Source organism: Burkholderia sp. LAS2 (assembly GCF_018417615.1).
GTDB classification, from domain to species: domain Bacteria; phylum Pseudomonadota; class Gammaproteobacteria; order Burkholderiales; family Burkholderiaceae; genus Burkholderia; species Burkholderia sola.
On record NZ_CP071052.1, the window covers coordinates 3,163,451 to 3,183,294 of the forward strand.

General features: G+C 69.6%; 23 protein-coding genes, 1 other RNA gene and 1 riboswitch. Of the genes, 12 read left to right on the forward strand and 12 right to left on the reverse strand.

The window, feature by feature from the left end:
- Positions 1-26: 26 nt before the first annotated feature.
- On the forward strand, positions 27-413 hold the full coding sequence (gene panD, locus JYG37_RS14635) for an aspartate 1-decarboxylase (RefSeq protein ID WP_006484038.1): 387 nt from the start codon (positions 27-29) through the stop codon (positions 411-413).
- A gap of 132 nt (positions 414-545) precedes the next feature.
- Here panD and JYG37_RS14640 read toward each other — a convergent pair whose 3' ends face one another.
- The 4 genes from JYG37_RS14640 to JYG37_RS14655 all read right to left on the reverse strand — a co-directional run bounded on the left by JYG37_RS14640 (position 546) and on the right by JYG37_RS14655 (position 3,641).
- A complete protein-coding gene (locus tag JYG37_RS14640) occupies positions 546-1,208 on the reverse strand; it encodes a ParA family protein (RefSeq protein WP_050012053.1) in 663 nt (220 codons plus the stop codon).
- A 146-nt stretch (positions 1,209-1,354) separates the two neighbouring features.
- Entirely contained in the window at positions 1,355-1,768 is a 414-nt protein-coding gene (locus JYG37_RS14645) for a DoxX family protein (protein ID WP_124554773.1), read from the reverse strand.
- Positions 1,769-1,918: 150 nt separating this feature from the next.
- Positions 1,919-2,056, reverse strand: a complete 138-nt coding sequence (locus JYG37_RS14650) for a hypothetical protein (RefSeq protein ID WP_162838115.1) — start codon at positions 2,054-2,056, stop codon at positions 1,919-1,921.
- An 82-nt stretch (positions 2,057-2,138) separates the two neighbouring features.
- Complete coding sequence (locus tag JYG37_RS14655; RefSeq protein WP_213345540.1) at positions 2,139-3,641, reverse strand: cobyric acid synthase; 1,503 nt, start codon at positions 3,639-3,641, stop codon at positions 2,139-2,141.
- A 74-nt stretch (positions 3,642-3,715) separates the two neighbouring features.
- On the opposite strand from JYG37_RS14655, the gene cobU reads away from it, so the two are divergent.
- From cobU to JYG37_RS14675, 4 genes are read left to right on the forward strand one after another with little or no spacing between them, the layout of a single operon-like run.
- Entirely contained in the window at positions 3,716-4,270 is a 555-nt protein-coding gene (gene cobU / locus JYG37_RS14660) for a bifunctional adenosylcobinamide kinase/adenosylcobinamide-phosphate guanylyltransferase (RefSeq protein WP_050012055.1), read from the forward strand.
- On the forward strand, positions 4,264-5,208 hold the full coding sequence (cbiB, locus tag JYG37_RS14665; RefSeq protein ID WP_050012056.1) for an adenosylcobinamide-phosphate synthase CbiB: 945 nt from the start codon (positions 4,264-4,266) through the stop codon (positions 5,206-5,208). Before cobU ends, cbiB begins: the two co-directional genes overlap by 7 nt.
- The gene (gene cobD / locus JYG37_RS14670; RefSeq protein WP_213345542.1) at positions 5,201-6,220 is read left to right on the forward strand and encodes a threonine-phosphate decarboxylase CobD; all 1,020 of its coding nucleotides are present in this window, start codon (positions 5,201-5,203) and stop codon (positions 6,218-6,220) included. Before cbiB ends, cobD begins: the two co-directional genes overlap by 8 nt.
- Positions 6,217-7,134: a cobalamin-binding protein gene (locus JYG37_RS14675; RefSeq protein WP_050012058.1), complete on the forward strand. Its 918-nt coding sequence runs from the start codon at positions 6,217-6,219 to the stop codon at positions 7,132-7,134. Before cobD ends, JYG37_RS14675 begins: the two co-directional genes overlap by 4 nt.
- 104 nt (positions 7,135-7,238) lie before the next feature.
- Here JYG37_RS14675 and cobC read toward each other — a convergent pair whose 3' ends face one another.
- The 5 genes from cobC to JYG37_RS14700 form a co-directional block, all read right to left on the reverse strand.
- Positions 7,239-7,823 carry an alpha-ribazole phosphatase gene (cobC, locus tag JYG37_RS14680; protein ID WP_050012059.1) on the reverse strand — a complete coding sequence of 195 codons (585 nt, stop codon included), beginning with the start codon at positions 7,821-7,823 and terminating at the stop codon, positions 7,239-7,241.
- On the reverse strand, positions 7,808-8,560 hold the full coding sequence (locus JYG37_RS14685) for an adenosylcobinamide-GDP ribazoletransferase (protein WP_050012060.1): 753 nt from the start codon (positions 8,558-8,560) through the stop codon (positions 7,808-7,810). Before JYG37_RS14685 ends, cobC begins: the two co-directional genes overlap by 16 nt.
- Positions 8,561-8,573: 13 nt before the next feature.
- Positions 8,574-9,629 (reverse strand): nicotinate-nucleotide--dimethylbenzimidazole phosphoribosyltransferase, encoded by a 1,056-nt coding sequence (cobT, locus tag JYG37_RS14690; RefSeq protein ID WP_050012061.1) that lies wholly within the window; start codon positions 9,627-9,629, stop codon positions 8,574-8,576.
- Positions 9,630-9,690: 61 nt separating this feature from the next.
- Positions 9,691-10,509, reverse strand: coding sequence for an ABC transporter ATP-binding protein (locus JYG37_RS14695; RefSeq protein WP_050012062.1), 819 nt, complete (start codon positions 10,507-10,509; stop codon positions 9,691-9,693).
- Positions 10,506-11,621 (reverse strand): FecCD family ABC transporter permease, encoded by a 1,116-nt coding sequence (locus tag JYG37_RS14700; protein ID WP_213345543.1) that lies wholly within the window; start codon positions 11,619-11,621, stop codon positions 10,506-10,508. The genes JYG37_RS14695 and JYG37_RS14700 overlap by 4 nt, the downstream gene beginning before the upstream one ends.
- A gap of 42 nt (positions 11,622-11,663) precedes the next feature.
- Positions 11,664-11,912, reverse strand: a riboswitch (cobalamin riboswitch).
- A 154-nt stretch (positions 11,913-12,066) separates the two neighbouring features.
- On the opposite strand from JYG37_RS14700, the gene JYG37_RS14705 reads away from it, so the two are divergent.
- The 5 genes from JYG37_RS14705 to JYG37_RS14725 all read left to right on the forward strand — a co-directional run bounded on the left by JYG37_RS14705 (position 12,067) and on the right by JYG37_RS14725 (position 14,627).
- Positions 12,067-12,417, forward strand: coding sequence for an ATPase (locus JYG37_RS14705; RefSeq protein WP_006478092.1), 351 nt, complete (start codon positions 12,067-12,069; stop codon positions 12,415-12,417).
- Positions 12,414-12,728 (forward strand): cell division protein ZapA, encoded by a 315-nt coding sequence (locus JYG37_RS14710; RefSeq protein ID WP_006478091.1) that lies wholly within the window; start codon positions 12,414-12,416, stop codon positions 12,726-12,728. The genes JYG37_RS14705 and JYG37_RS14710 overlap by 4 nt, the downstream gene beginning before the upstream one ends.
- An 81-nt stretch (positions 12,729-12,809) precedes the next feature.
- Positions 12,810-12,991: non-coding RNA, 6S RNA (gene ssrS / locus JYG37_RS14715), on the forward strand.
- A 252-nt stretch (positions 12,992-13,243) separates the two neighbouring features.
- Positions 13,244-13,705, forward strand: a complete 462-nt coding sequence (locus tag JYG37_RS14720) for an EVE domain-containing protein (RefSeq protein ID WP_006478090.1) — start codon at positions 13,244-13,246, stop codon at positions 13,703-13,705.
- Positions 13,706-13,886: 181 nt separating this feature from the next.
- The gene (locus JYG37_RS14725) at positions 13,887-14,627 is read left to right on the forward strand and encodes an SIMPL domain-containing protein (RefSeq protein ID WP_050012064.1); all 741 of its coding nucleotides are present in this window, start codon (positions 13,887-13,889) and stop codon (positions 14,625-14,627) included.
- 144 nt (positions 14,628-14,771) lie between these two features.
- Here JYG37_RS14725 and lgt read toward each other — a convergent pair whose 3' ends face one another.
- Together lgt and JYG37_RS14735 are read right to left on the reverse strand one after the other, a co-directional pair.
- Complete coding sequence (gene lgt, locus JYG37_RS14730) at positions 14,772-15,668, reverse strand: prolipoprotein diacylglyceryl transferase (RefSeq protein ID WP_050012065.1); 897 nt, start codon at positions 15,666-15,668, stop codon at positions 14,772-14,774.
- Between the two features lie 89 nt (positions 15,669-15,757).
- On the reverse strand, positions 15,758-16,672 hold the full coding sequence (locus JYG37_RS14735) for a LysR family transcriptional regulator (RefSeq protein WP_124631625.1): 915 nt from the start codon (positions 16,670-16,672) through the stop codon (positions 15,758-15,760).
- Positions 16,673-16,808: 136 nt separating this feature from the next.
- Here JYG37_RS14735 and ilvD point away from each other — a divergent pair, with 136 nt between their 5' ends.
- Positions 16,809-18,482 carry a dihydroxy-acid dehydratase gene (ilvD, locus tag JYG37_RS14740; RefSeq protein WP_050012067.1) on the forward strand — a complete coding sequence of 558 codons (1,674 nt, stop codon included), beginning with the start codon at positions 16,809-16,811 and terminating at the stop codon, positions 18,480-18,482.
- Between the two features lie 125 nt (positions 18,483-18,607).
- A complete protein-coding gene (locus JYG37_RS14745) occupies positions 18,608-18,934 on the forward strand; it encodes a c-type cytochrome (RefSeq protein ID WP_050012068.1) in 327 nt (108 codons plus the stop codon).
- Between the two features lie 145 nt (positions 18,935-19,079).
- On the opposite strand, the gene JYG37_RS14750 is transcribed toward JYG37_RS14745, so the two are convergent.
- Positions 19,080-19,835 carry a DUF2486 family protein gene (locus JYG37_RS14750; RefSeq protein WP_050012069.1) on the reverse strand — a complete coding sequence of 252 codons (756 nt, stop codon included), beginning with the start codon at positions 19,833-19,835 and terminating at the stop codon, positions 19,080-19,082.
- Positions 19,836-19,844 lie beyond the last annotated feature (9 nt).

Below are 19,844 nucleotides of genomic sequence, written 5' to 3' on the forward strand. Positions count from 1 at the left end.
CTCTCACGACGCATCACGGAGACACCATGCAGCGCCACATGCTCAAATCGAAGATCCACCGTGCGGCGGTCACGCACTGCGAACTGCACTATGAAGGTTCGTGCGCGATCGACGAAGACCTGCTCGAAGCGGCGGGCCTCATCGAAAACGAACGGATCGACATCTGGAACATCAACAACGGCGAGCGCTTCTCGACCTACGCGATCAAGGGCGAGCGCGGCAGCGGGATGATCTCGCTGAACGGCTCGGCCGCACGCCGCGCGCAGCTCGGCGACCTCGTGATCATCGCGGCATTCGCGATGGTTGACGAAGCGGAACTGCAGGCCGGCTGGAAGCCGAAGCTCGTGTTCATCGACGAAGGCAACAAGATCAAGGGCCACCGCGATCACGTGCCGACGCAGAACTGGACGTGACCTGAGCGGGGCACGCCCGCATGCCGCGGCATGCGGTGCAGCGATGCCGCCTGCGACCGAAGGGCCGGACACCGTACGCGACGGGATCCGGCCCTTCTCATTGGATGTCGCGCCGGCCGGACGGCCGGGCGTTCAGGACGCGGCCTTGACGGCCTTCTCGGCCTTCGGCGCGCGGCGCTCGGCCCATTCGACGATCGGCCGCCACTGTTCGAGATCCTTCTCGACGCGGCTTTTCGCGACATCCCACAGCGTCAGGCCGTGTGCGGCGATCTGCACGTAGTTCTGCGTGTCGCGCACGTAGCCGAGCACCGGCAGGCCGAGCCCTTCGACGAACCGGTGCAGCTGGTCGGACGAGCGCGTGCGCGCGTCGACCCGCATCCCGACGATCCCGACCTCGACGCTGCCCTTGCGCACGGCCTTCTCGCCGGCAAGGCGTTCCAGAAACTGCTGGGTCGCGAGAATATCGAACATCGACGGCTGCAGCGGCACGATCACCTTGTCGGCCAGTTGCAGCGCGACGTTGAGCCGCGTGCCGTGCAGGCCGGCCGGCGTATCGATCACCGCGTATTCGAGGCCGCGCGGCGGCTTCGACGGCGCCTCCGGATCAAGCGCCCACGCCTCGATCGCCGGCAAGCCGGCCGGCCGCAGGTCGAGCCACGCATGCGCGGACTGCTGCCGGTCCAGGTCGGCCAGCGCGACCCATGCGCCCTGCGCCGCGAAATAGCCGGCTAGATTGGTGGACAGCGTGCTCTTGCCCACGCCGCCCTTCGGATTCGCCACCACGATGACCGTCATGAATTCCCCCGAAAAAGCCGCGCGGCGCCGGCCGCATGGCAGGCGCCGCTCGATTGCGGATACAGGGAGCGATGATATCGGCAAACGGGGGGTCACCGGAACCGGTCGCACCGAACCTGTGCCCCTTTCGTCTGCTTTCCTTCACGTCACGCGCGCTGGACCGCGGCCTCCCGCGCGCCGAGCGCGAACGCGCCGCCGCCCAGCAGGGCCTGCACGGCCAGCGTGACGGCCCAGAACGCCGGATATTCCCAGCCGCCGTGCGGCGACGAGAAGCCCCAGCCGTTCGGCAGATGCGCGGCGACCGCGCCGAGCATGAACGGCAGCAGCACCAGCGCGGCGATGCGCACGCGGAACCCCGCGAGCAGCGCGAGGCCGCCCGCCAGTTCGACGAACGTGGTCAGGTACGCGAGCCAGCCCGGCAGGCCGATCGACGTGAAAAACTGCGCGGTGCCCGGCAGCGTGAAGACGAATACTTTCTGTGCGACGTGCGCGAGGTACAGCACGCCGAGGGCGACGCGCAGCAGCGTCGCGGCGAAATCGTTCAGGCGATTGGCGTTCATGACGGATTCCTTGGTGAGTGGATGGAATGGATCGCACTCTATTCGAATCCATTCGGCCGATAAACGCGCCAGCCCGCTTAAATTACCTCCATTCAGGAATGAATCGACGCAAAAAAAGGCATGACCGATCATGCCCTGCGTCCTTCCTGCTCAGTAACCGCTCTTGCCTTGCGTGGCGTCACCGCCGGACTGGCCGCCGCCCGGCGCATACGAATCGCAGGCATGCGCGGCCGCGGACGCGCCCAGCAGCGCCGCGAGCAGGACGCTCCACCACCATCGAGCCCTCATCGTCGCCCTCCTTCGGGCGGACCTCCGCCCTCCTCTGTTGTACGCGATCGCGCGGAAAAAGCGAGAGTCGACCGGCGCGGTTTCAACGAAACTCGGCGTACAGCGCGTCGAGGTCGAGGTGCTCGGCGAACGTGTCGGCCAGCCGCTCGAGCGACGCCTCGCGCAGCGCCGGGTAGTCGATGCGGGCCGCGCCGTCGAGCCCCGCCCACGCGAGCAGCGCCGCGCAGGCGTCGGGCGCGTCGAACAGCCCGTGCACGTAGGTCGCGAGGATCTGGCCGTCGGCCGATCTCGCGCCGTCGGGACGCATGCCGTCCTGCGCGGCATCGGCGGCCAGCGTCAGCGCGGGCGTCGCGAGCGCCGGCCCGCGCGTGTCGCCCATGTGAATCTCGTAGCCGCGCACGGCCGCCGCGCCCGGCAGCGCGAGTCGACCGGTCACGTTCTTCAGCGTCTTGTCGGGCTGCAGCGTCGTGTCGAACTCGAGCAGCCCGAGCCCCGGCACGCTGCCGGGCGCGCCTTCGAGGCCGAGCGGATCGTCGAGCGTGCGGCCGAGCATCTGCATGCCGCCGCAGATGCCGATCACCTTGCCGCCGTAGCGGAGATGGCGCCGGATCAGCGCGTCCCAGCCCGCATCGCGCAGCCACGCGAGATCGCGCTGCACGCTCTTCGAACCGGGCAGGATCAGCAGGTCGGCGTCGGGCACGGGGCCGCTCTTCCAGTACGTGAATTCGACCTGCGGATGCGCGCGCAGCGGATCGAAATCGGTGTGGTTGCTGATGCGCGGCAGCGCGGGCACGACGACGCGCAACACGCCGGCATCGCCGCGGGCGGCGGCACTGCGCGCCTGCGCGGGCAGCATGTCCTCGGCGTCGAGCAGCAGCCCGTGCAGATACGGCAGCACGCCGAACACCGGCTTGCCCGTCTGCGCGCGCAGCCAGTCGAGCCCCGGTTCGAGCAGCTTGAGGTCGCCGCGGAAACGGTTGATCACGAAGCCGCGCACGCGCGCGCGCTCGCTGTCCGACAGGCAGGCGAGCGTGCCGACCAGATGCGCGAACACGCCGCCGCGATCGATGTCGGCGACGAGCACGACCGGGCAGTCGACGCGCTCGGCAAAGCCCATGTTCGCGATGTCGCCGTCGCGCAGGTTGATCTCGGCCGGGCTGCCGGCGCCTTCGACGATCACCGTGTCGTAACCGGCGCGCAGGCGCGCATACGACTCGAGCACCGCATCGAACGCGACCGGCTTGTAGTCGTGATACGCCCGCGCGTCGAGGTTCATGCGCGCCTTGCCGTGAATGATCACCTGCGCGCCGCGGTCGCTCGTCGGCTTCAGCAGCACCGGATTGAAATCCGTATGCGGCGCGACGCCGGCGGCCAGCGCCTGCAACGCCTGCGCGCGGCCGATCTCGCCGCCGTCGACCGTCACCGCGCTGTTGAGCGCCATGTTCTGCGGCTTGAACGGCGCGACGCGCACGCCGCCGCGGCGCGCGAGGCGGCACAGGCCCGCGACGAGCGTGCTCTTGCCCGCGTCGGACGTCGTGCCCTGGATCATCAGCGTGCCGCGCGGCCGCAGCTCGGGTGCATTCATCGTGTGAAAGGTGTCGCGAAGCAAAGGCGGCATTATCGCCCGCGCCGGGTCGCCCGCGCCGTTACAATCACGCGATGATTCCGCACGACCTCACCTTCGTCCTCGGCGGCGCGCGCTCGGGCAAGAGCGCGCATGCCGAGCGGCTCGCCGCCGATAGCGGCCGCCCCGTCACCTACATCGCGACCGCGACCGCCGCCGATCCCGAATTCGCACAGCGCATCGCGCATCACCGCGCGCGCCGGCCGGCCGACTGGGGGTTCGCCGACGCGAGCGTCGATCTCGCCGGCACGCTCGCGCGGCTCGACGATCCGCACGCGTGCCTGCTCGTCGACTGCCTGACGCTGTGGCTCACGAACCTGCTGTGCCCCGCCGACGGCGCACCGCTCGACGACGCGCAGTACGCGGCCCAGGTCGAGCGGCTCGAGCACGCGCTGCGCGGCGCGCACGCGAAGGTGATCGTCGTCAGCAACGAGATCGGGCTCGGCGTCGTGCCGCTCGGGTCGGTCACGCGCCGCTACGTCGACGAGCTCGGCCGCCTGAACCAGCGCGTCGCCGCGCTCGCGACGCGCGTCACGCTGCTGGTTGCCGGGCTGCCGCTCGACCTCAAGGCGGGCGCGCCGTCATGCTGATGCTGTCGCTGCCCGTCGTCGCGATGCTGGCGGTCGCGGCCGCGATCGTCGACCGCGCCATCGGCGAGCCGGCCGGCTGGCATCCGCTCGTCGCGTTCGGCCGCGTCGCCGCGCGCATCGAAGCCGCGCTGAACACGGGCCGGCGCGGCCGCGTGGTCGGCGTCGCCGCGTGGCTCGCGGCGGTCGTGCCGCCGGTGGCCGTCGCGGCATGGCTCGTCGCCGTGCTGCCCTGGCCGTTCGCGGCGGCGCTGCACGTCGCGCTGCTGTGGTTCGCGCTCGGCGCGAAGAGCCTCGCCGACCACGTCGCGCCGATCGCCGCCGCGCTGCTGCGGCACGACCTCGACGCGGCGCGCACGCTGACCGCGCGCATCGTGTCGCGGGACACGAGCAACGCGGACGAAGGTGCGCTGTCGCGCGCGGCCGTCGAATCGGCGCTCGAAAACGGCAACGACGCGATCTTCGGCGCGCTCTTCTGGTTCGTCGTCGCGGGCGGCCCCGGCGCGTTGCTGTTCCGGCTCGCGAACACGCTCGACGCGATGTGGGGCTACCGCACGCCGCGCTTCCTGACCTTCGGCTGGGCCGCCGCGCGCCTCGACGATGCGCTGAACTGGATTCCCGCGCGCCTCACCGCCGCGAGCTACGCGCTGCTCGGCGACACGGCCGCCGCGTGGCGCTGCTGGCGCACGCAGGCGCGCCACTGGGACAGCCCGAACGCGGGCCCCGTGATGGCCGCGGGCGCCGGCAGCCTGAACGTGCAGCTCGGCGGCCCGGCCGTCTATCACGGCGAGATCGAGGATCGGCCGGCGCTCGGCACCGGCGCCACGGCCACCGCCCTTCACATCGTCGCCGCGCTGTCGCTCGTCACGCGCACGCTCGCGCTGTGGCTCGCGCTGCTGGTCGCGAGCGGCGCACTCGTCATGGCCTCCCATCATGTCTGATTCATCCATCGCGCACGGCGGCAACCTGCACGAAGCCGCCCGCCGCCACGGCATTCCGTACGACGCGTGGCTCGACCTGTCGACCGGCATCAATCCGGTCGGCTACCCGGTTCCGCCCGTGCCGGCCGACGCGTGGCGCCGGCTGCCCGACGACGGCGACGGCCTCCCGGCCTGCGCCGCGCGGTACTACCACGCGCCCGACGCCGCGCACGTGCTACCGGTTGCCGGCAGCCAGGCCGCGATCCGCGCGTTGCCGGCGTTGCTGTCGGCCGGCGACGCAGGCGTCGCGGCGCTCGCGTACGGCGAATACGCGCCCGCGTTCGCGCGCCACGGCCATCGCGTCGTCGCGCTCGACATCCGCGCGGATACGCTGCCCGCGACGCTGCGCCACGTCATCGTCGGGAATCCGAATAATCCGACCGCCGAATTCGTGCCGACCGCGCGCTTGCTCGGCTGGCACGCGCAACTGGCGGCACGCGGCGGCGCGTTGATCGTCGACGAAGCGTTCGCCGATACGGGCGCGACGCCATCGCTCGCGCCGCAGGTCGATCGTCCAGGGCTCGTCGTGCTGCGCTCGGTCGGCAAGTTCTTCGGGCTGGCCGGGATCCGCGCGGGCTTCGTGCTCGCGGATCCCTTGCTGATCGCCGCGCTGCGCGACGTGCTCGGCGCGTGGACCGTCAGCGGCCCCGCACGCCATGCGGTCGCCGCGGCATTCGCCGACCGCGCATGGCAGGCCGCCGCGCGCGAGCGGCTCGGGGCCGACGGCGAACGACTGGCCGCGTTGCTGCGCGCGCACGGCTTCGCGGTGCGCGCGACGCCGCTGTTCAGCTGGACCGACGATCCGCGCGCCGCGGCGCGGCCAGCGGCGCTCGCGGCGCGCGGGATCTGGACGCGGTACTTCCCGACGCCGTCGAGCGTGCGCATCGGCCTGCCGGGCAGCGAAGCCGAATGGCGGCGCCTCGGCGATGCGCTCGCACATTGCGCACCGCTGCTGCAGCGGGCCTCCGCATGAGTTCACGCGTGTTCCGTCGGCTGACGCCAGCCGCGCTGCTGGTCGCGCTCGCTCACGCGCCGCTCGTCCACGCCAACGTCACGACCCGCGACGACGCCGGCAATACGGTCACGCTGCCCGCGCCCGCGCAGCGCGTGATCAGCCTCGCGCCGCACGCGACCGAGCTCGTCTACGCGGCCGGCGGCGGTGCGAAGCTCGTCGGCACCGTCACGTACAGCGACTATCCGGCCGCCGCGCAAGCGGTGCCGCGCGTCGGCGACAACAAGGCGCTCGATCTCGAACGCATCGCCGCGCTGAAGCCCGACCTGATCGTCGTCTGGCGGCACGGCAACGCCGAGCGGCAGACCGACGCGCTGCGCGCGCTGCACATCCCGCTGTTCTTCAGCGAACCGAAGCATCTCGACGACGTGTCGTCGTCGTTGCGCCGGCTCGGCACGCTGCTCGGCACGCAACCGGCCGCCGATGCCGCCGCGGCCGCCTTTACGCGGGACATCGCGACACTGCGCGCACGCTACGCGGCACGCCCGCCCGTCGCGATGTTCTTCCAGGTGTGGGACCGCCCGCTGACGACGCTCAACGGCACGCACCTGATCAACGAAGTATTCGAACTTTGCGGCGGCCGCAACGTGTTCGCGTCGCTCAAGCCGCTTGCGCCGACCGTGACCGACGAGGCGGTGCTCGCGGCGAATCCGGAAGCGATCGTGACGACGAGTGCCGGCGCGACCCGCTCGAACGAACCGCTGCCGAGCCTCGCGCGCTGGCGCGCGTGGCCCGCGCTGACGGCCGTGGCGCGCAACAACCTGTTCGCAATCGACGGCGATCTGCTGACGCGGCCGGCGCCGCGGATCGCGCAGGGTGCGGCCGCGCTGTGCGAGGATCTGGAGGCCGCGCGTGCGCGGCGGCCGGCGCGCTGATTTCCGGCGGGTTGCGGTGCATCGTGCACCGGTGCCGGATGCGTGCGGTGCTCGAAACAGATCGCTCCGTGCGCAGCGCAGTTCACATGCAGACGCAAGTGCGCCTATGCATCCCAGTGCACGACTTCCCACGTTCGCGCGGCGCCCTCCCTGCGCAGCCACACCGCCCCGCCCGTCGGCACCGGCCGCGACAGCAACGTGTCGAGCGGCACGCGCAACACATGCGACGCGAATGCGCGGATCACGCCCGCATGCGTGACGACCCATTGCGGTCCGTCGAACGCCGCAAGCGCATCGGCCTGCCGCGCCACCCGCGCGACGAATCGCGCGACGCTTTCTCCGCCGTGCGCGCACGCATGCATCAGGTCGGCCGCCCACGCATCGAGCGCTGCGCGATCGATATCGTCCCAGCGCTGCATTTCCCACGCGCCGAAATCCATTTCCTGCCAGTCGTCATCGCCCAGCAGCGGTACGTCGAATGCCCGCGCGAGCCGTTCGGCAACCGACGCGCAGCGCGTCAGCGGGCTCGTCCGCACCTGTTCGGGCGACGGCGCACTTAGTTCCGCCAGATGCATGCGCACGGCCTGCGCGCCGCCATCGGCCGATTCGGCGAGCGGCACGTCGCTGCGCCCATAGCAGACGCCCGGCTCGATGCCGACGGCCGGATGACGGATCAGGACGACGTCCATCCGAGCACCACCAGATAGATCGCCAGTTCGCCCAGTTGCTGCGCGAAGCCGAGACAGTCGCCCGTATAACCGCCGATCCGCTTCACGAAATAGCGGGCCGCCCACGCGCGCACGAGCACGAGCGCCACGCAGGCGGCAACGCCCATGCGCCAGTCCGGCCAGAACAGCCACGGCAGTCCGAACACCGCCGCGACGCACGCCGCACGTGCGTCCATTCGTTGCGCGACCGGCTTCGCCTTGCCTTCGGGCCGCACGTAGTCGAGCGTCATCAGCAGGCTCACGGCCATCGCGCGGCTCGCCGCGTGCGCGGCGATCATCGTCCATGCGGCGCGCAGCGGCAGCATCGACGCCAGCGCCTGCCATTTCAGGCCGAGCGCGATCACGAGCGCAACGGCGCCGAACGTGCCGATCCGCGAATCGTGCATGATGCGCAGCACGTCGTCGCGCGTGTAACCGCCGCCGAACGCATCGCAACTGTCGGCGAGGCCGTCTTCGTGGAACGCGCCGGTCGCGAGCAGCGTCGCGGCCATCGACAGCCCGACCGCGATCGATGGCGGCAGCACGCGCAGCGCGACGAGATAGACGAGCGCGCCCCACGCGCCGACGCACGCGCCGACGAGCGGGAAATAGCGCGCGGCCTGGTCGAGATCGCCGGCCGCGTAGCCGATCGAGCGCGGCACGGGTACGCGCGTGAAATAGCCGAGCGCGACGAAGAAGTAGCGCAGCTCGGCGCGCATGCCGCGCACGCGCTCAGGCGTCACGATCGTCGACGCCGGCGGATTCGAAGCTCGCCATCTCGCTGAGGAACGCGGCCGCCGCGCGCACCAGCGGCAGCGCGAGCGCGGCGCCCGTGCCTTCGCCGAGCCGCAGGTCGAGCGCGAGCAGCGGCTTCGCGCCGAAATGCTCGAGCATGCGCCGGTGGCCGGCCTCGTGCGACGTATGCGAGAACACGCAGTAGTCGCGCACGCCGGGCGCGATGCGCTCGGCGACGAGCAGCGCGGCGGTCGCGATGAAGCCGTCGACGAGGATCGTCATCCGCTCGCTCGCGGCCGCGAGGTACGCGCCGGTCATCATCGCGATCTCGAAGCCGCCGAACGTCGCGAGCACGTCGAGCGGCGCGATCGCATGCGAGTGCTTGACGAGCGCGCGACCGAGCACCGCACGCTTGTGCGCGAGGCCCTGATCGTCGAGGCCCGTGCCGCGGCCGACGCAGGCGTCGATCGGCACGTCGAGCAGGCGGCTCATCAGGCACGCGGCCGACGACGTATTCGCGATCCCCATCTCGCCGAAGCCGATCACGTTCGTGCCGAGCGACGCGTGCAGGCGCACGCGCGCCGCGCCCGCGGCCAGCGCCGTCATCGCTTCTTCACGCGTCATCGCGGGTTCCGCCGCGAAGTTGCGCGTGCCGCGCGCGACCGGAACCGACACCAGCCGGTCCGACAGCGGCAGCGGCGACGCGACGCCCGCATCGACGATCTCGAGCGTGCTCTGCGCGACGCCCGAGAACGCGTTGATCGCCGCGCCGCCGGCGAGGAAGTTCGCGACCATCTGCGCGGTCACCGCCTGCGGATAAGGGCTGACGCCCTCGGCCGCGATCCCGTGGTCGCCCGCGAACACGATCGTCACCGGACGCTGCACGACCGGCCGCTCGGTGCGCTGGATCAGGCCGATCTGCAGCGCGAGCGCCTCGAGCTGGCCGAGGCTGCCGGGCGGCTTGGTCTTGTGGTCGATCACATGCTGCAGGCGCGTGCGCAGCGCGTCGTCTAGCGGCGCGATCGCGGGCGGGAATTGGGTCGAAGTGGTCATCGAGGGGCCGTATGGTGGGCGCGGCATGCGCCGCGCATCGGAAAATTCGGAACGGGAAAGATCATTGTCGCGCGGGCCACGCCGGCAACAGCGCATCGCGGCCGTTCTCGCGGATCAGCACGAGCGGATAGCCGAACGCGTCGCTCGCGCGCTCGGGCGTCAGCACATCATGCACGCGGCCGGCCCACGCATGCCCGCGACCGTCGAGCAACAGCGCATGCGTCGCGAAACGCCGCGCGAGATTCAGGTCGTGACACGAAAACATCACCGTGCGCGGGCCCGCCGCGAGCCAGGCGGCCAGCGCGGTCAGGCAGTCGATCTGGTGATGCAGGTCGAGATGCGCGAGCGGTTCGTCCAGCAACATCAGCGGCGCATCCTGGCACAGCGTCGCGGCCAGCGCGACCCGCTGCCGCTCGCCGCCCGACAGCGACATCACGTCGCGCGACGCGAGCGGGTTCAGGTCGAATGTCGCGAGCGCCTCGCGCGCGGCCGCGCGGTCGCCGTCGCGCTCCCAACCCCAGCCGCCGAGATATGGAAAGCGGTTGAGCAGCACCGTGTCGAACACGGTCGCGCTGAACGCATCGTGCAGTTGCTGCGGCATCAGCGCGCGGCGCTGCGCGAGTTGCTCGGGACGCCATGCGGCAAGCGGCCGACCGTCGATCTCGACGTGTCCGCCGGCGGGCGGCTGCAGTCCCGCGAGCGTGGCGAGCAGCGTCGTCTTGCCCGCGCCGTTCGGCCCGGCGACGCACCAGATCTCGCCGGGGCGGAACGCGTGCGTGAAGCGGTCGAGCAGCGTGCGCGCGCCGGCCTTCAGCGTCAGGTCGACAGCCATGTAGCGCATGTCGCCGGCAGCGGCGTGCGGTGCTGCGGTGCCTGTCATCGCATCGGCCTCCTCAGCAACATCCACAGGAACACGGGCACGCCGATCAACGCGGTCATCACGCCCACCGGCAATTGTGCGGGCGCGATCGCGGTGCGCGCGAGCAGGTCGGCCGCCATCACGCCGCCACCGCCCGCGAGCATCGCGGCCGGCAGCAGCATCCGCTGGTCGTTGCCGAACGCGAGCCGCAACGCGTGCGGCACGACGAGGCCGACGAAGCCGATCGTACCGGCCGTCGTGACCGCGGCCGCGGCGGCCAGCGACGCGACGAGATAGATCCGCACGCGCAGCCGCGCGACCGGCACGCCGAGCGCCTGCGCGGTCGCGTCGCCGCGCAGCAGCACGTTCAGTTGCGGCGCGGCCGGCAGCGCGGCGCATGCGCTCAGCAACAGCGCGCCCCACGCGAACCACGGCGCCGTCGCGCCGTTCAGGTCGCCGGTCAGCCAGAAGATGATGCCGCGCAGCCGTGCATCGGACGCGAGCGACAGCAACAGCGTGACGAGCGCGCCCCACCCCGCCGCGATCACGACGCCCGTGAGCAGCAGCCGCGGCGATGCGTCGCGCGATTCGCCGCGCCACAGCTCGCGCCTCGCGAGACCGAGCACGAGCGCGACCGAGACGAGCGAACCGGCGAACGCCGATGCGTCGACGAGCCACCATGCGCCGCCCGCGATCATCGCGACGAGCGCGAAGCCGGCCGCGCCGCCGGACACGCCCAGCACGTACGGCTCCGCGAGCGGATTGCGCAGCAGCACCTGCAACAACGCGCCGGCCAGCGCGAGCAGCGCGCCGCACGCGAAACCCGCGAGCGCGCGCGGCAGGCGCAGCGTCCGGACGATATCGGCAAACAAGGTATCGCCGCCGTGCGGCACGAGCGACGCGAGCGCCTGCCACGGCGACATCGGCACGCTGCCGATCGACAGCGACGCGACGAACAGCAGCGCGACCATGGCGGCCAGCGCGGCCCAGATGACGGTGGCGCGCGCGGCGCTCATGCGGCGCACGGCCGCGCGCCCGACGCGCGGTGCATCCGCTTGCGGTGGCCGGCCGGGCGCGACAGGGGCGCGTGGCGAACGATTGGGGTCGGCATCGAAGAACGTTCCGTGAAGCATTGCGCGCCCCGCTTCCCCGCAGGCCGCGCGTCATGGAGCCCTTGCGGGCTCCCCGTCTCGGCCGGTATCCGGGCTGGCGGCGGTCCGGCTCGCCTTCCCGCGCGATGACGCGCAGTGGCCCGCGCCTGCGTGCGACCTGCACGCGAAACGCGCCAGAGCCGGCCTGCGTCACGCGACGCGGCCGCTTACCGTTGCGGGGGCAGCGCAGGTTGGCGCGCTCGCGGAGCCCGCACCCTGCTTCCCGTTTAACCGCGCATCCTGCGCGCGAGCACCGAGGCGGCGCCAGTTTAGGAGCCGGTCGCGCGAGCGTCAAGGAAGCGTCCGGACCGGCGTCGGACATGCCTATTCGCGGCAAGAAGCAGGGGTGTTACGACTGGAAACGTTACAGATGTCGGATTGCGCGGTATTCCGCGCTAAAATGCTGGGTCTTTAGAGGACGCAGCAAATGCTCAACGAACTCGAAACCCTGTCTCAAAATATTGGCCGTCTGATTTCGCTGAACAAGCGCTATCACTCGGAACGGCTCGCGCTCGAGGAGCAGGTCGCGCAATTGCGCGCGGAAGCGGATACGGTCCGCGCGGAACTCGCGCAGCTGCGCGACGAACGCAATGCGCTCGCGGCCGAGCGCGACACGCTGTCGGCGAAGATCGACGACGCCCAGGTGAAACTGAACGCGATTCTCGAAAAGCTGCCGCGCTCGAAGAGCGCGGAGCAAGCCGACAACCAGCTCGACCTGCTGGATGCGCAGGCGCGCACGGATGGCGATGACGCGGCCAGCCACGGAGAACATGCATGAGCACCAAGCAGATCGAAGTCTCGATTCTCGGTCAGCCCTATCGGCTCGCCTGTTCGGCCGAGACCGAAGCGGCGCTGCTCGAAGCGGTCGCGCGCGTCGATGCCGAAATGTCGAAAATCCGCTCGAACAGCTCGGTGCGCGGCACCGATCGCATCGCGGTGATGGCGGCGCTGTCGCTTGCGTCGGAATTGCTGCGGCTGCAAACGAGCGTGCGGCACGGTGAAGCATTTCCGGCGGAAGAAATCCGTCGTACAATGCACCAGATGAACGAACAGCTCGGCGCGGTGCTCGCACAGCACGAGACGCAGTAACGTTTGAAACGATGCGTCGATTCCGCTTGATCTCGACGGTCAACGGTGGTCAAATTGGCGCATCGAAACACAGTTCAGTCAGCTTCCCTGCCTGGTTCGCCAAGGTCATATATTCCTTGAACCAATGCCATGTGCACGGTTGCGGAAATTTGTAGCACGGGCGCGCGCGTCACTCTGTCTGATGTACCCGAAGTGCTGCTAACTGCGACCAATTCTGAACCTCAGGTTCAGGATGCCGGCCTAGCGGCCAAGGCGGGGGCCTATCCAACGGCATCGGGAACTCCCGATGCCGTTTCCTTTTTGAGGGGCTGTTTGCATGCGGAACGCGCATGCGAATGCCCGAAATCGCTCGCAGGGCAAGAAGTGAGGAGCGCCGTTTGGCCGAGCCAAACAAGTGACGAGCGACGCCGCCATGCGGGCGATTTCGGGCATTCCCGTGAATTGTATTTTTCGTTTGGGGTGCGCGTTCCGCATGCAAACAGACCCTCATGCCCCTTCTGCGTCGATTACGATCCATGCAATATTGGCTGATGAAGTCCGAACCGGACGAAGCAAGCATCGACGATCTCGCCAACGCACCGCAGCGCTCGCTGCCGTGGACCGGCGTGCGCAATTATCAAGCGCGTAATTTCATGCGCGACACGATGAAGATCGGCGACGGCGTGCTGTTCTATCACTCGAGCTGCCCCGAGCCGGGCATCGCGGGCCTCGCCGAAGTATCGTCCACGCCCTACCCCGATCCCACACAGTTCGATCCGAAAAGCCCCTATTACGACCCGAAATCGACGCAGGAAGCGCCACGCTGGCTGCTCGTCGACGTGCGCTTCGTGAAGAAGTCGCCGCTCGTGCCGCTCGCCGCGCTGCGCGAGCACGACGAGCTCGCCGACATGCGCGTGCTCGCCCGCGGCAACCGGCTGTCGATCACGCCCGTCACGCGCGCGGAATGGCGGTTCATCACCGAAAAGTTGATGAAGTAGGCACCGGCCAAAAGGTCAAATCTGTTCAGTACGCACTGCCGCAACGGAACTCGCGGCGCTTTCGCGCAGCCTAAGCAACCGCTGTCGGCCGATCGGCCGGCCGTCGTTTTTTTCGTCGCGCGGTACGCCCGCGTCGCGCACGCGTGATCCGCGTGCGCGCCCTCGCACAAGGAGTCCAACAATGACCAAGAAATCCGCACTCGCGCTGTCGCTCGCTCTCGCCGCCGCCGTTCCCGTCGCGCTGACGCTCGCGTCGCCCGCCGCGCACGCCCAGACGGCGAACCCGCACTTTCCCGAGCCGGCCGGCGTGCTGTCGCTTTCGTCGCAGGCCAGCGCCGACGTGCCGCAGGACATCATCCACATCACGCTGTTCTACGAGCAGCAGGCCAAGGACCCGGGCAGCCTCACCGCGCAGCTGAACCAGCGCGCGGATGCGGCGCTGTCGCAGGCGAAGGGCGTGTCGGGCGTCACCGCGCACACGGGCGCGTTCTCCGTGTATCCGAGCACCGATCGCGACGGCAAGATCTCCGCATGGCGCGGCCGCACCGAGGTCGCGCTCGAATCGCGCGATTTCGCCGCGGCGTCGAAGCTGGCAGGCCAGTTGTCGAACCTGATGCAGGTTGCGAACGTCGAGTTCTCGCTGTCGCCGGAAGCGCAGCGCACGGCCGAGCAGAAGCTCACGACCGAAGCGATCAAGTCGTTCCGCGCCCGCGCGGACGAAGCCGCGAAGGCGTTCGGCTACAACAGCTACACGATCCGCGACGTGAACGTCGGCAGCGGCCGCAACGTGCAGCCGTACCCGCGCATGATGGCGATGGCCGCGGCGCCGATGGACAGCGCGAAGATGAGTGCGCCGATCGCGGTCGAAGGCGGCAAGGCCACCGTGTCGGTCACCGTCAACGGCTCCGTGCAGATGAAGTAACGCAGTAACGCGCATCGCGCCGTTGTCGGAAACGAAAACGCCGGCCCGAGGGCCGGCGTTTTTCATGTGCATCCGGGTAACCGATGCGCACGCCGATCGCGCGTACATCGATACCGCGTCATGCAGCGACCTCACGCAGCCACTTCAAGCAGCCGCATTCGCGTTCGCCGCGCGACGGCGATACGCCCAGACCATCATCGCGATACCCGCGAGGATCATCGGCAGCGACAGCCACTGCCCCATCGACAGGCCGAGCGCGAGCAGGCCGAGGAAGTCGTCGGGCTCGCGCGCGAACTCGACCGTGAAACGTGCGAGGCCATAACCGATCAGGAACAGCGCGGATATCGCGCCCATCGGCCGCGGCTTGCGCGCGAACAGGAACAGCACGAAGAACAGCGCGATGCCCTCGAGCGCGATTTCATAGAGCTGCGAAGGATGGCGCGGCAGCATCTGGTATTGCATGAACACGTCGGCGAGATGCCACTTCTCGACGAGTGCCGGATGTTTCGGCAGCCATGCCGCGTCGTCGCGCATCGCCCCCGGGAACAGCATCGCCCACGGCGCCGTCGGATCGGTCACGCGGCCCCACAGCTCGCCGTTGATGAAATTGCCGAGCCGCCCCGCTGCCAGCCCCAACGGCACCATCGGCGCGACGAAATCGGTGACCTGCAGCCAGTGCCGCTTGCGCTGCCACGCGAACAGCATCATCGCGAGCGTCACGCCGAGGAAGCCGCCGTGAAACGACATGCCGCCTTCCCACACCTTGAACACGTCGAGCGGATGCGAGAAGTAGAAATCGGCCTTGTAGAACAGCACGTAGCCGAGCCGGCCGCCGAGCACGGTGCCGAGCACGCCGTAGAACATCATGTCGTCGATGTCCTTCGCGGTCCAGCCCTGCGCGGCGACATACGGCAGCTTCAGGCGGATCCGGCCGACGACGATCGCCGCGATGAAGCCGACGAGATACATGAGGCCGTACCAGCGCACGGCCAGCGGCCCGAGATGGATCGCAACGGGGTCGAAATTCGGGTGAATGATCATGGGTTAGCGAAGAAGTTTTCGAATACGGTACGGCCGTCGCACACGTGCAGGACCGCGCGTTGGACGGCGCCCGCGCGCCATCGTTCACGTCACGCGGCCGGACCCTGCGCGCGCACGACGTCGATGAAGCCGGCGAGCACGGGGCTCACGTCGCCGGTGCGCCACACGAGGCCCGTCTCGACGACCGGCGCGTGGCCCGCGAGCGGCCGGTAGACCACGCCGGTGCGCCGCAGGTTACGCAGCGATTGCGGCACCAGTGCGACGCCCATGCCGGCCGACACGAGGCTGACGATCGTCTGCATCTGGATCGCCTCCTGGCCGATGCGCGGAGTTTCCCCCGCCGCGCCGTAGCAGCCCGTAATGATGTCATAAAAGCCGGGCGCCAAACGGCGCGGAAAGATCACGAGCGGAAACGCGGCGACGTCGGCGAGCTGCACGGGCTCGTCCTCGGGCGCGTCGGACGCCCCGGCCGGCATCGCGACCACCAGCGGCTCGCGCACGACGGGCAGGTACGACAGCCCGGCCGCGTGGCGCGGCGGCACGGGCGGAATGACGAGCCCGGCGTCGATGCGCCCGGCGACGAGTTCGTCGATCTGCACGTCGCTCGTCGCTTCCGTGAGCTGCAGCCGCACCTGCGGATAGCGCGCGCCGAACGCGCGCAGCAATGACGGCAGCAGCCCGTAATCGGCGGTCGACACGAACGCGAGCGACAGCGAGCCGGCCTCGCCGCGCGCGAGCCGCCGCGCCATCGGCGGCAGCGCATCGGCCGACGCGAGCAGCCGGCGCACCTCCGGCAGCAGCGCCGCGCCGACCGCCGTCAGCGCGACCGAGCGCTTGGTGCGCACGAACAGCGCGACGCCGAGCGCGTCCTCGAGCGCGCGGATCGCCTGCGACAACGGCGGCTGCGTCATCGACAGCCGCTCGGCCGCGCGGCCGAAATGGCGCTCGTCGGCGACGGTCGCGAAATAGCGCCACTGGCGCAGGTCGGGGATCGGATCGGCCATGCTCGACTCATTCGTAAAACGACTTAATAGGCGACAAATAATATATTGGACATCCCAGAACGGAAACTCCATGCTTGATCGACCCACCCGGCGCACTGTTCGCGCCGGCGTCGCCAAAACAACGATGGAGCTCCCCATGTCGTACAACCGCCGCTCTAAAAACATCACGCAAGGCGTGGCCCGTTCGCCGAACCGCTCGATGTACTACGCGCTCGGCTACCAGAAGGACGATTTCGACAAGCCGATGATCGGCATCGCGAACGGCCATTCGACGATCACGCCGTGCAATTCCGGCCTGCAGCGGCTGTCGGACGCGGCGGTCGACGCCGTGAAGGCGGCCGGCGCGAACCCGCAGATCTTCGGCACGCCGACGATTTCGGACGGCATGTCGATGGGCACCGAAGGGATGAAGTACTCGCTCGTGTCGCGCGAAGTGATCGCCGACTGCATCGAAACCTGCGTGCAGGGCCAGTGGATGGACGGCGTGGTAGTCGTCGGCGGCTGCGACAAGAACATGCCGGGCGGCATGATCGCGCTCGCGCGCCTGAACGTGCCGGGCATCTACGTGTACGGCGGCACGATCCGCCCCGGCAACTGGAAGGGCCGGGACCTGACGATCGTGTCGTCGTTCGAGGCCGTCGGCGAATTCACCGCGGGCCGGATGTCGCAGGAGGATTTCGAAGGCGTCGAGAAGAACGCGTGCCCGACGTCGGGTTCGTGCGGCGGGATGTACACCGCGAACACGATGAGCTCGTCGTTCGAGGCGCTCGGGATGTCGCTGCTGTATTCGTCGACGATGGCGAATCCCGACCAGGAGAAAGTCGATTCGGCCGCCGAATCGGCGCGCGTGCTGGTCGAGGCCGTGAAACGCGATCTGAAGCCGCGCGACATCATCACGAAGAAATCGATCGAGAACGCGGTGTCGGTGATCATGGCCACCGGCGGCTCGACCAATGCGGTGCTGCACTATCTCGCGATCGCGCACGCGGCCGAGGTCGACTGGACGATCGACGACTTCGAACGCATCCGCAAGCGGGTACCGGTGATCTGCGACCTGAAGCCGTCGGGACAGTACGTCGCGACCGACCTGCACCGGGCCGGCGGGATTCCGCAGGTGCTGAAGATCCTGCTCGATGCGGGGCTGCTGCACGGCGACTGCATGACGATCACCGGCCGCACGATCGCCGACGAGCTGAAGGACGTGCCGGCCGCGCCGCGCGCGGATCAGGACGTGATCTTTCCGATCGACCGCGCGCTGTACAAGGAAGGCCATCTGGCGATCCTGAAGGGCAATCTCGCGGAAGACGGCGCGGTCGCGAAAATCACCGGCCTGAAAAACCCGGTGATCACGGGCCCGGCGCGCGTGTTCGACGACGAGCAGAGCGCGATGGATGCGATCCTCGGCGACCGGATCCGGGCGGGCGACATCCTCGTGCTGCGCTACCTCGGCCCGCAGGGCGGCCCCGGCATGCCGGAAATGCTCGCACCGACGTCCGCGATCATCGGCAAGGGGCTTGGCGAATCGGTCGGCTTCATCACGGACGGCCGCTTCTCGGGCGGCACCTGGGGCATGGTGGTCGGCCACGTCGCGCCGGAGGCGTTCGTCGGCGGCACGATCGCACTGGTGCAGGAAGGCGATTCGATCACGATCGACGCGCACCGGCTGCTGCTGCAACTGAACGTCGACGATGCGGAACTCGCACGCCGCCGCGCCGCGTGGCGGCAGCCCGCGCCGCGCTATACGCGCGGCGTGCTCGCGAAATTCGCGGCGCTTGCCCGGCCGGCGAACCAAGGGGCGGTCACGGGTTGAGGCAGGGCACCATCTCATGCGACCCCGATAAACGGGCCACCGGGGGAACGCGCAAAACGTGCTTCCCCTTTGCTTCTATAATGCGCGGACCATGAAGCCGGCCATCCCCGCCGGCGGAGAACCGCATGAAACAGACGATATTGCGCGTGCTGCTCGCGACGCTGCTGACCGGCGGCGCGGCGGCGGCGCGCGCCGACCAGGCCGACGGGCTCGCGCTCGCGCAGCGCAAGAACTGCATGGCCTGCCATGCGATCGGCAAGCCGCTGATGGGTCCGTCGTTCCACGACATCGCCGGCAAGTACGCGACGCGCAACGACGCCGCCGATTATCTTGCGCAATCGATAGTGAAAGGCAGCGTCGGCGTATGGGGCAGCGTGCCGATGCCCGCCAACACGCAACTGACGGGCACCGAAGCCCGCACGCTCGCCCAGTGGGTGCTGTCGGTTCGCTGAATCGGATATCCGCGCGACGCACCGACGCGGTGTGCAGGGCGTGGCAGGCAGGCAACCGCGTACCGCCCGACCGGCGGCACATCACCGCCGGCTTCGCAGGCCCTTACTGGACCGCCCCCTTTTCACCGCCGCGAGCGATTGCCGTTCAGCCGGAGTGACCGGCGCGGCGGCGGGCGATCTCTTCATCGACCGCATCGCGTACCCAGTCCATCACCTCTGTTTCCAGCGCGAGGGCGACTTCGCGCGTGACCTGGCCGACCAGCCAGGCCGAATGCTCGTGCAGCGCATCGCGACAACGCGCTTCGATGGCCTCGCGCCCCGGCCCGGTCAGATAGTTCGTCAGGCGATTGCGAAGCCGTTCGGCGATGTGCTGCGCATCTTCCGGCGTCAGCGCGGCGGCGTCCGATGCTTCCGGTTGCAGCGCTGCGCTCGGCAGGACCGCCTCCGGCATTGCCGCGTCCGGCGCGTGCCCGGCCGCTTCGTGCGCAATCGGAGCGAACGTGTGCTGCGGCAGACCGTCTTCGACCAGCGACGAGCGCAGCGGCGCCGTCATCACCGCCACCTCTTCGGCAACTACGTGCTCCGATGCGCCGGGTCCGGCCGGCGCATCGGTGTCGCCCGCAGCGGCGGCCATCGCCACGTCGCCCGGCAGTTCGACGGTCGGCACGTGCGGTGTCGGCACGGGTTCGACCACGACGGAATCGGGGTCGGCTTCGGTTTGACGGGATTCGGCCGGCGCGGCCGCGGCGGCGCCCGGTGCGATCACGTCGGTGAGCACCGGAATCGCCGCGCTTCCGTGCGGCCCGGGTGCGGCAGACGCGGGCGAGCGCGCCGGCGCCGGCTTGCCGGGCACCAGCACGTCGGTCAGCGTCGGGATCGAGGATGAATCGGCTTCTGTCACGGGAACACT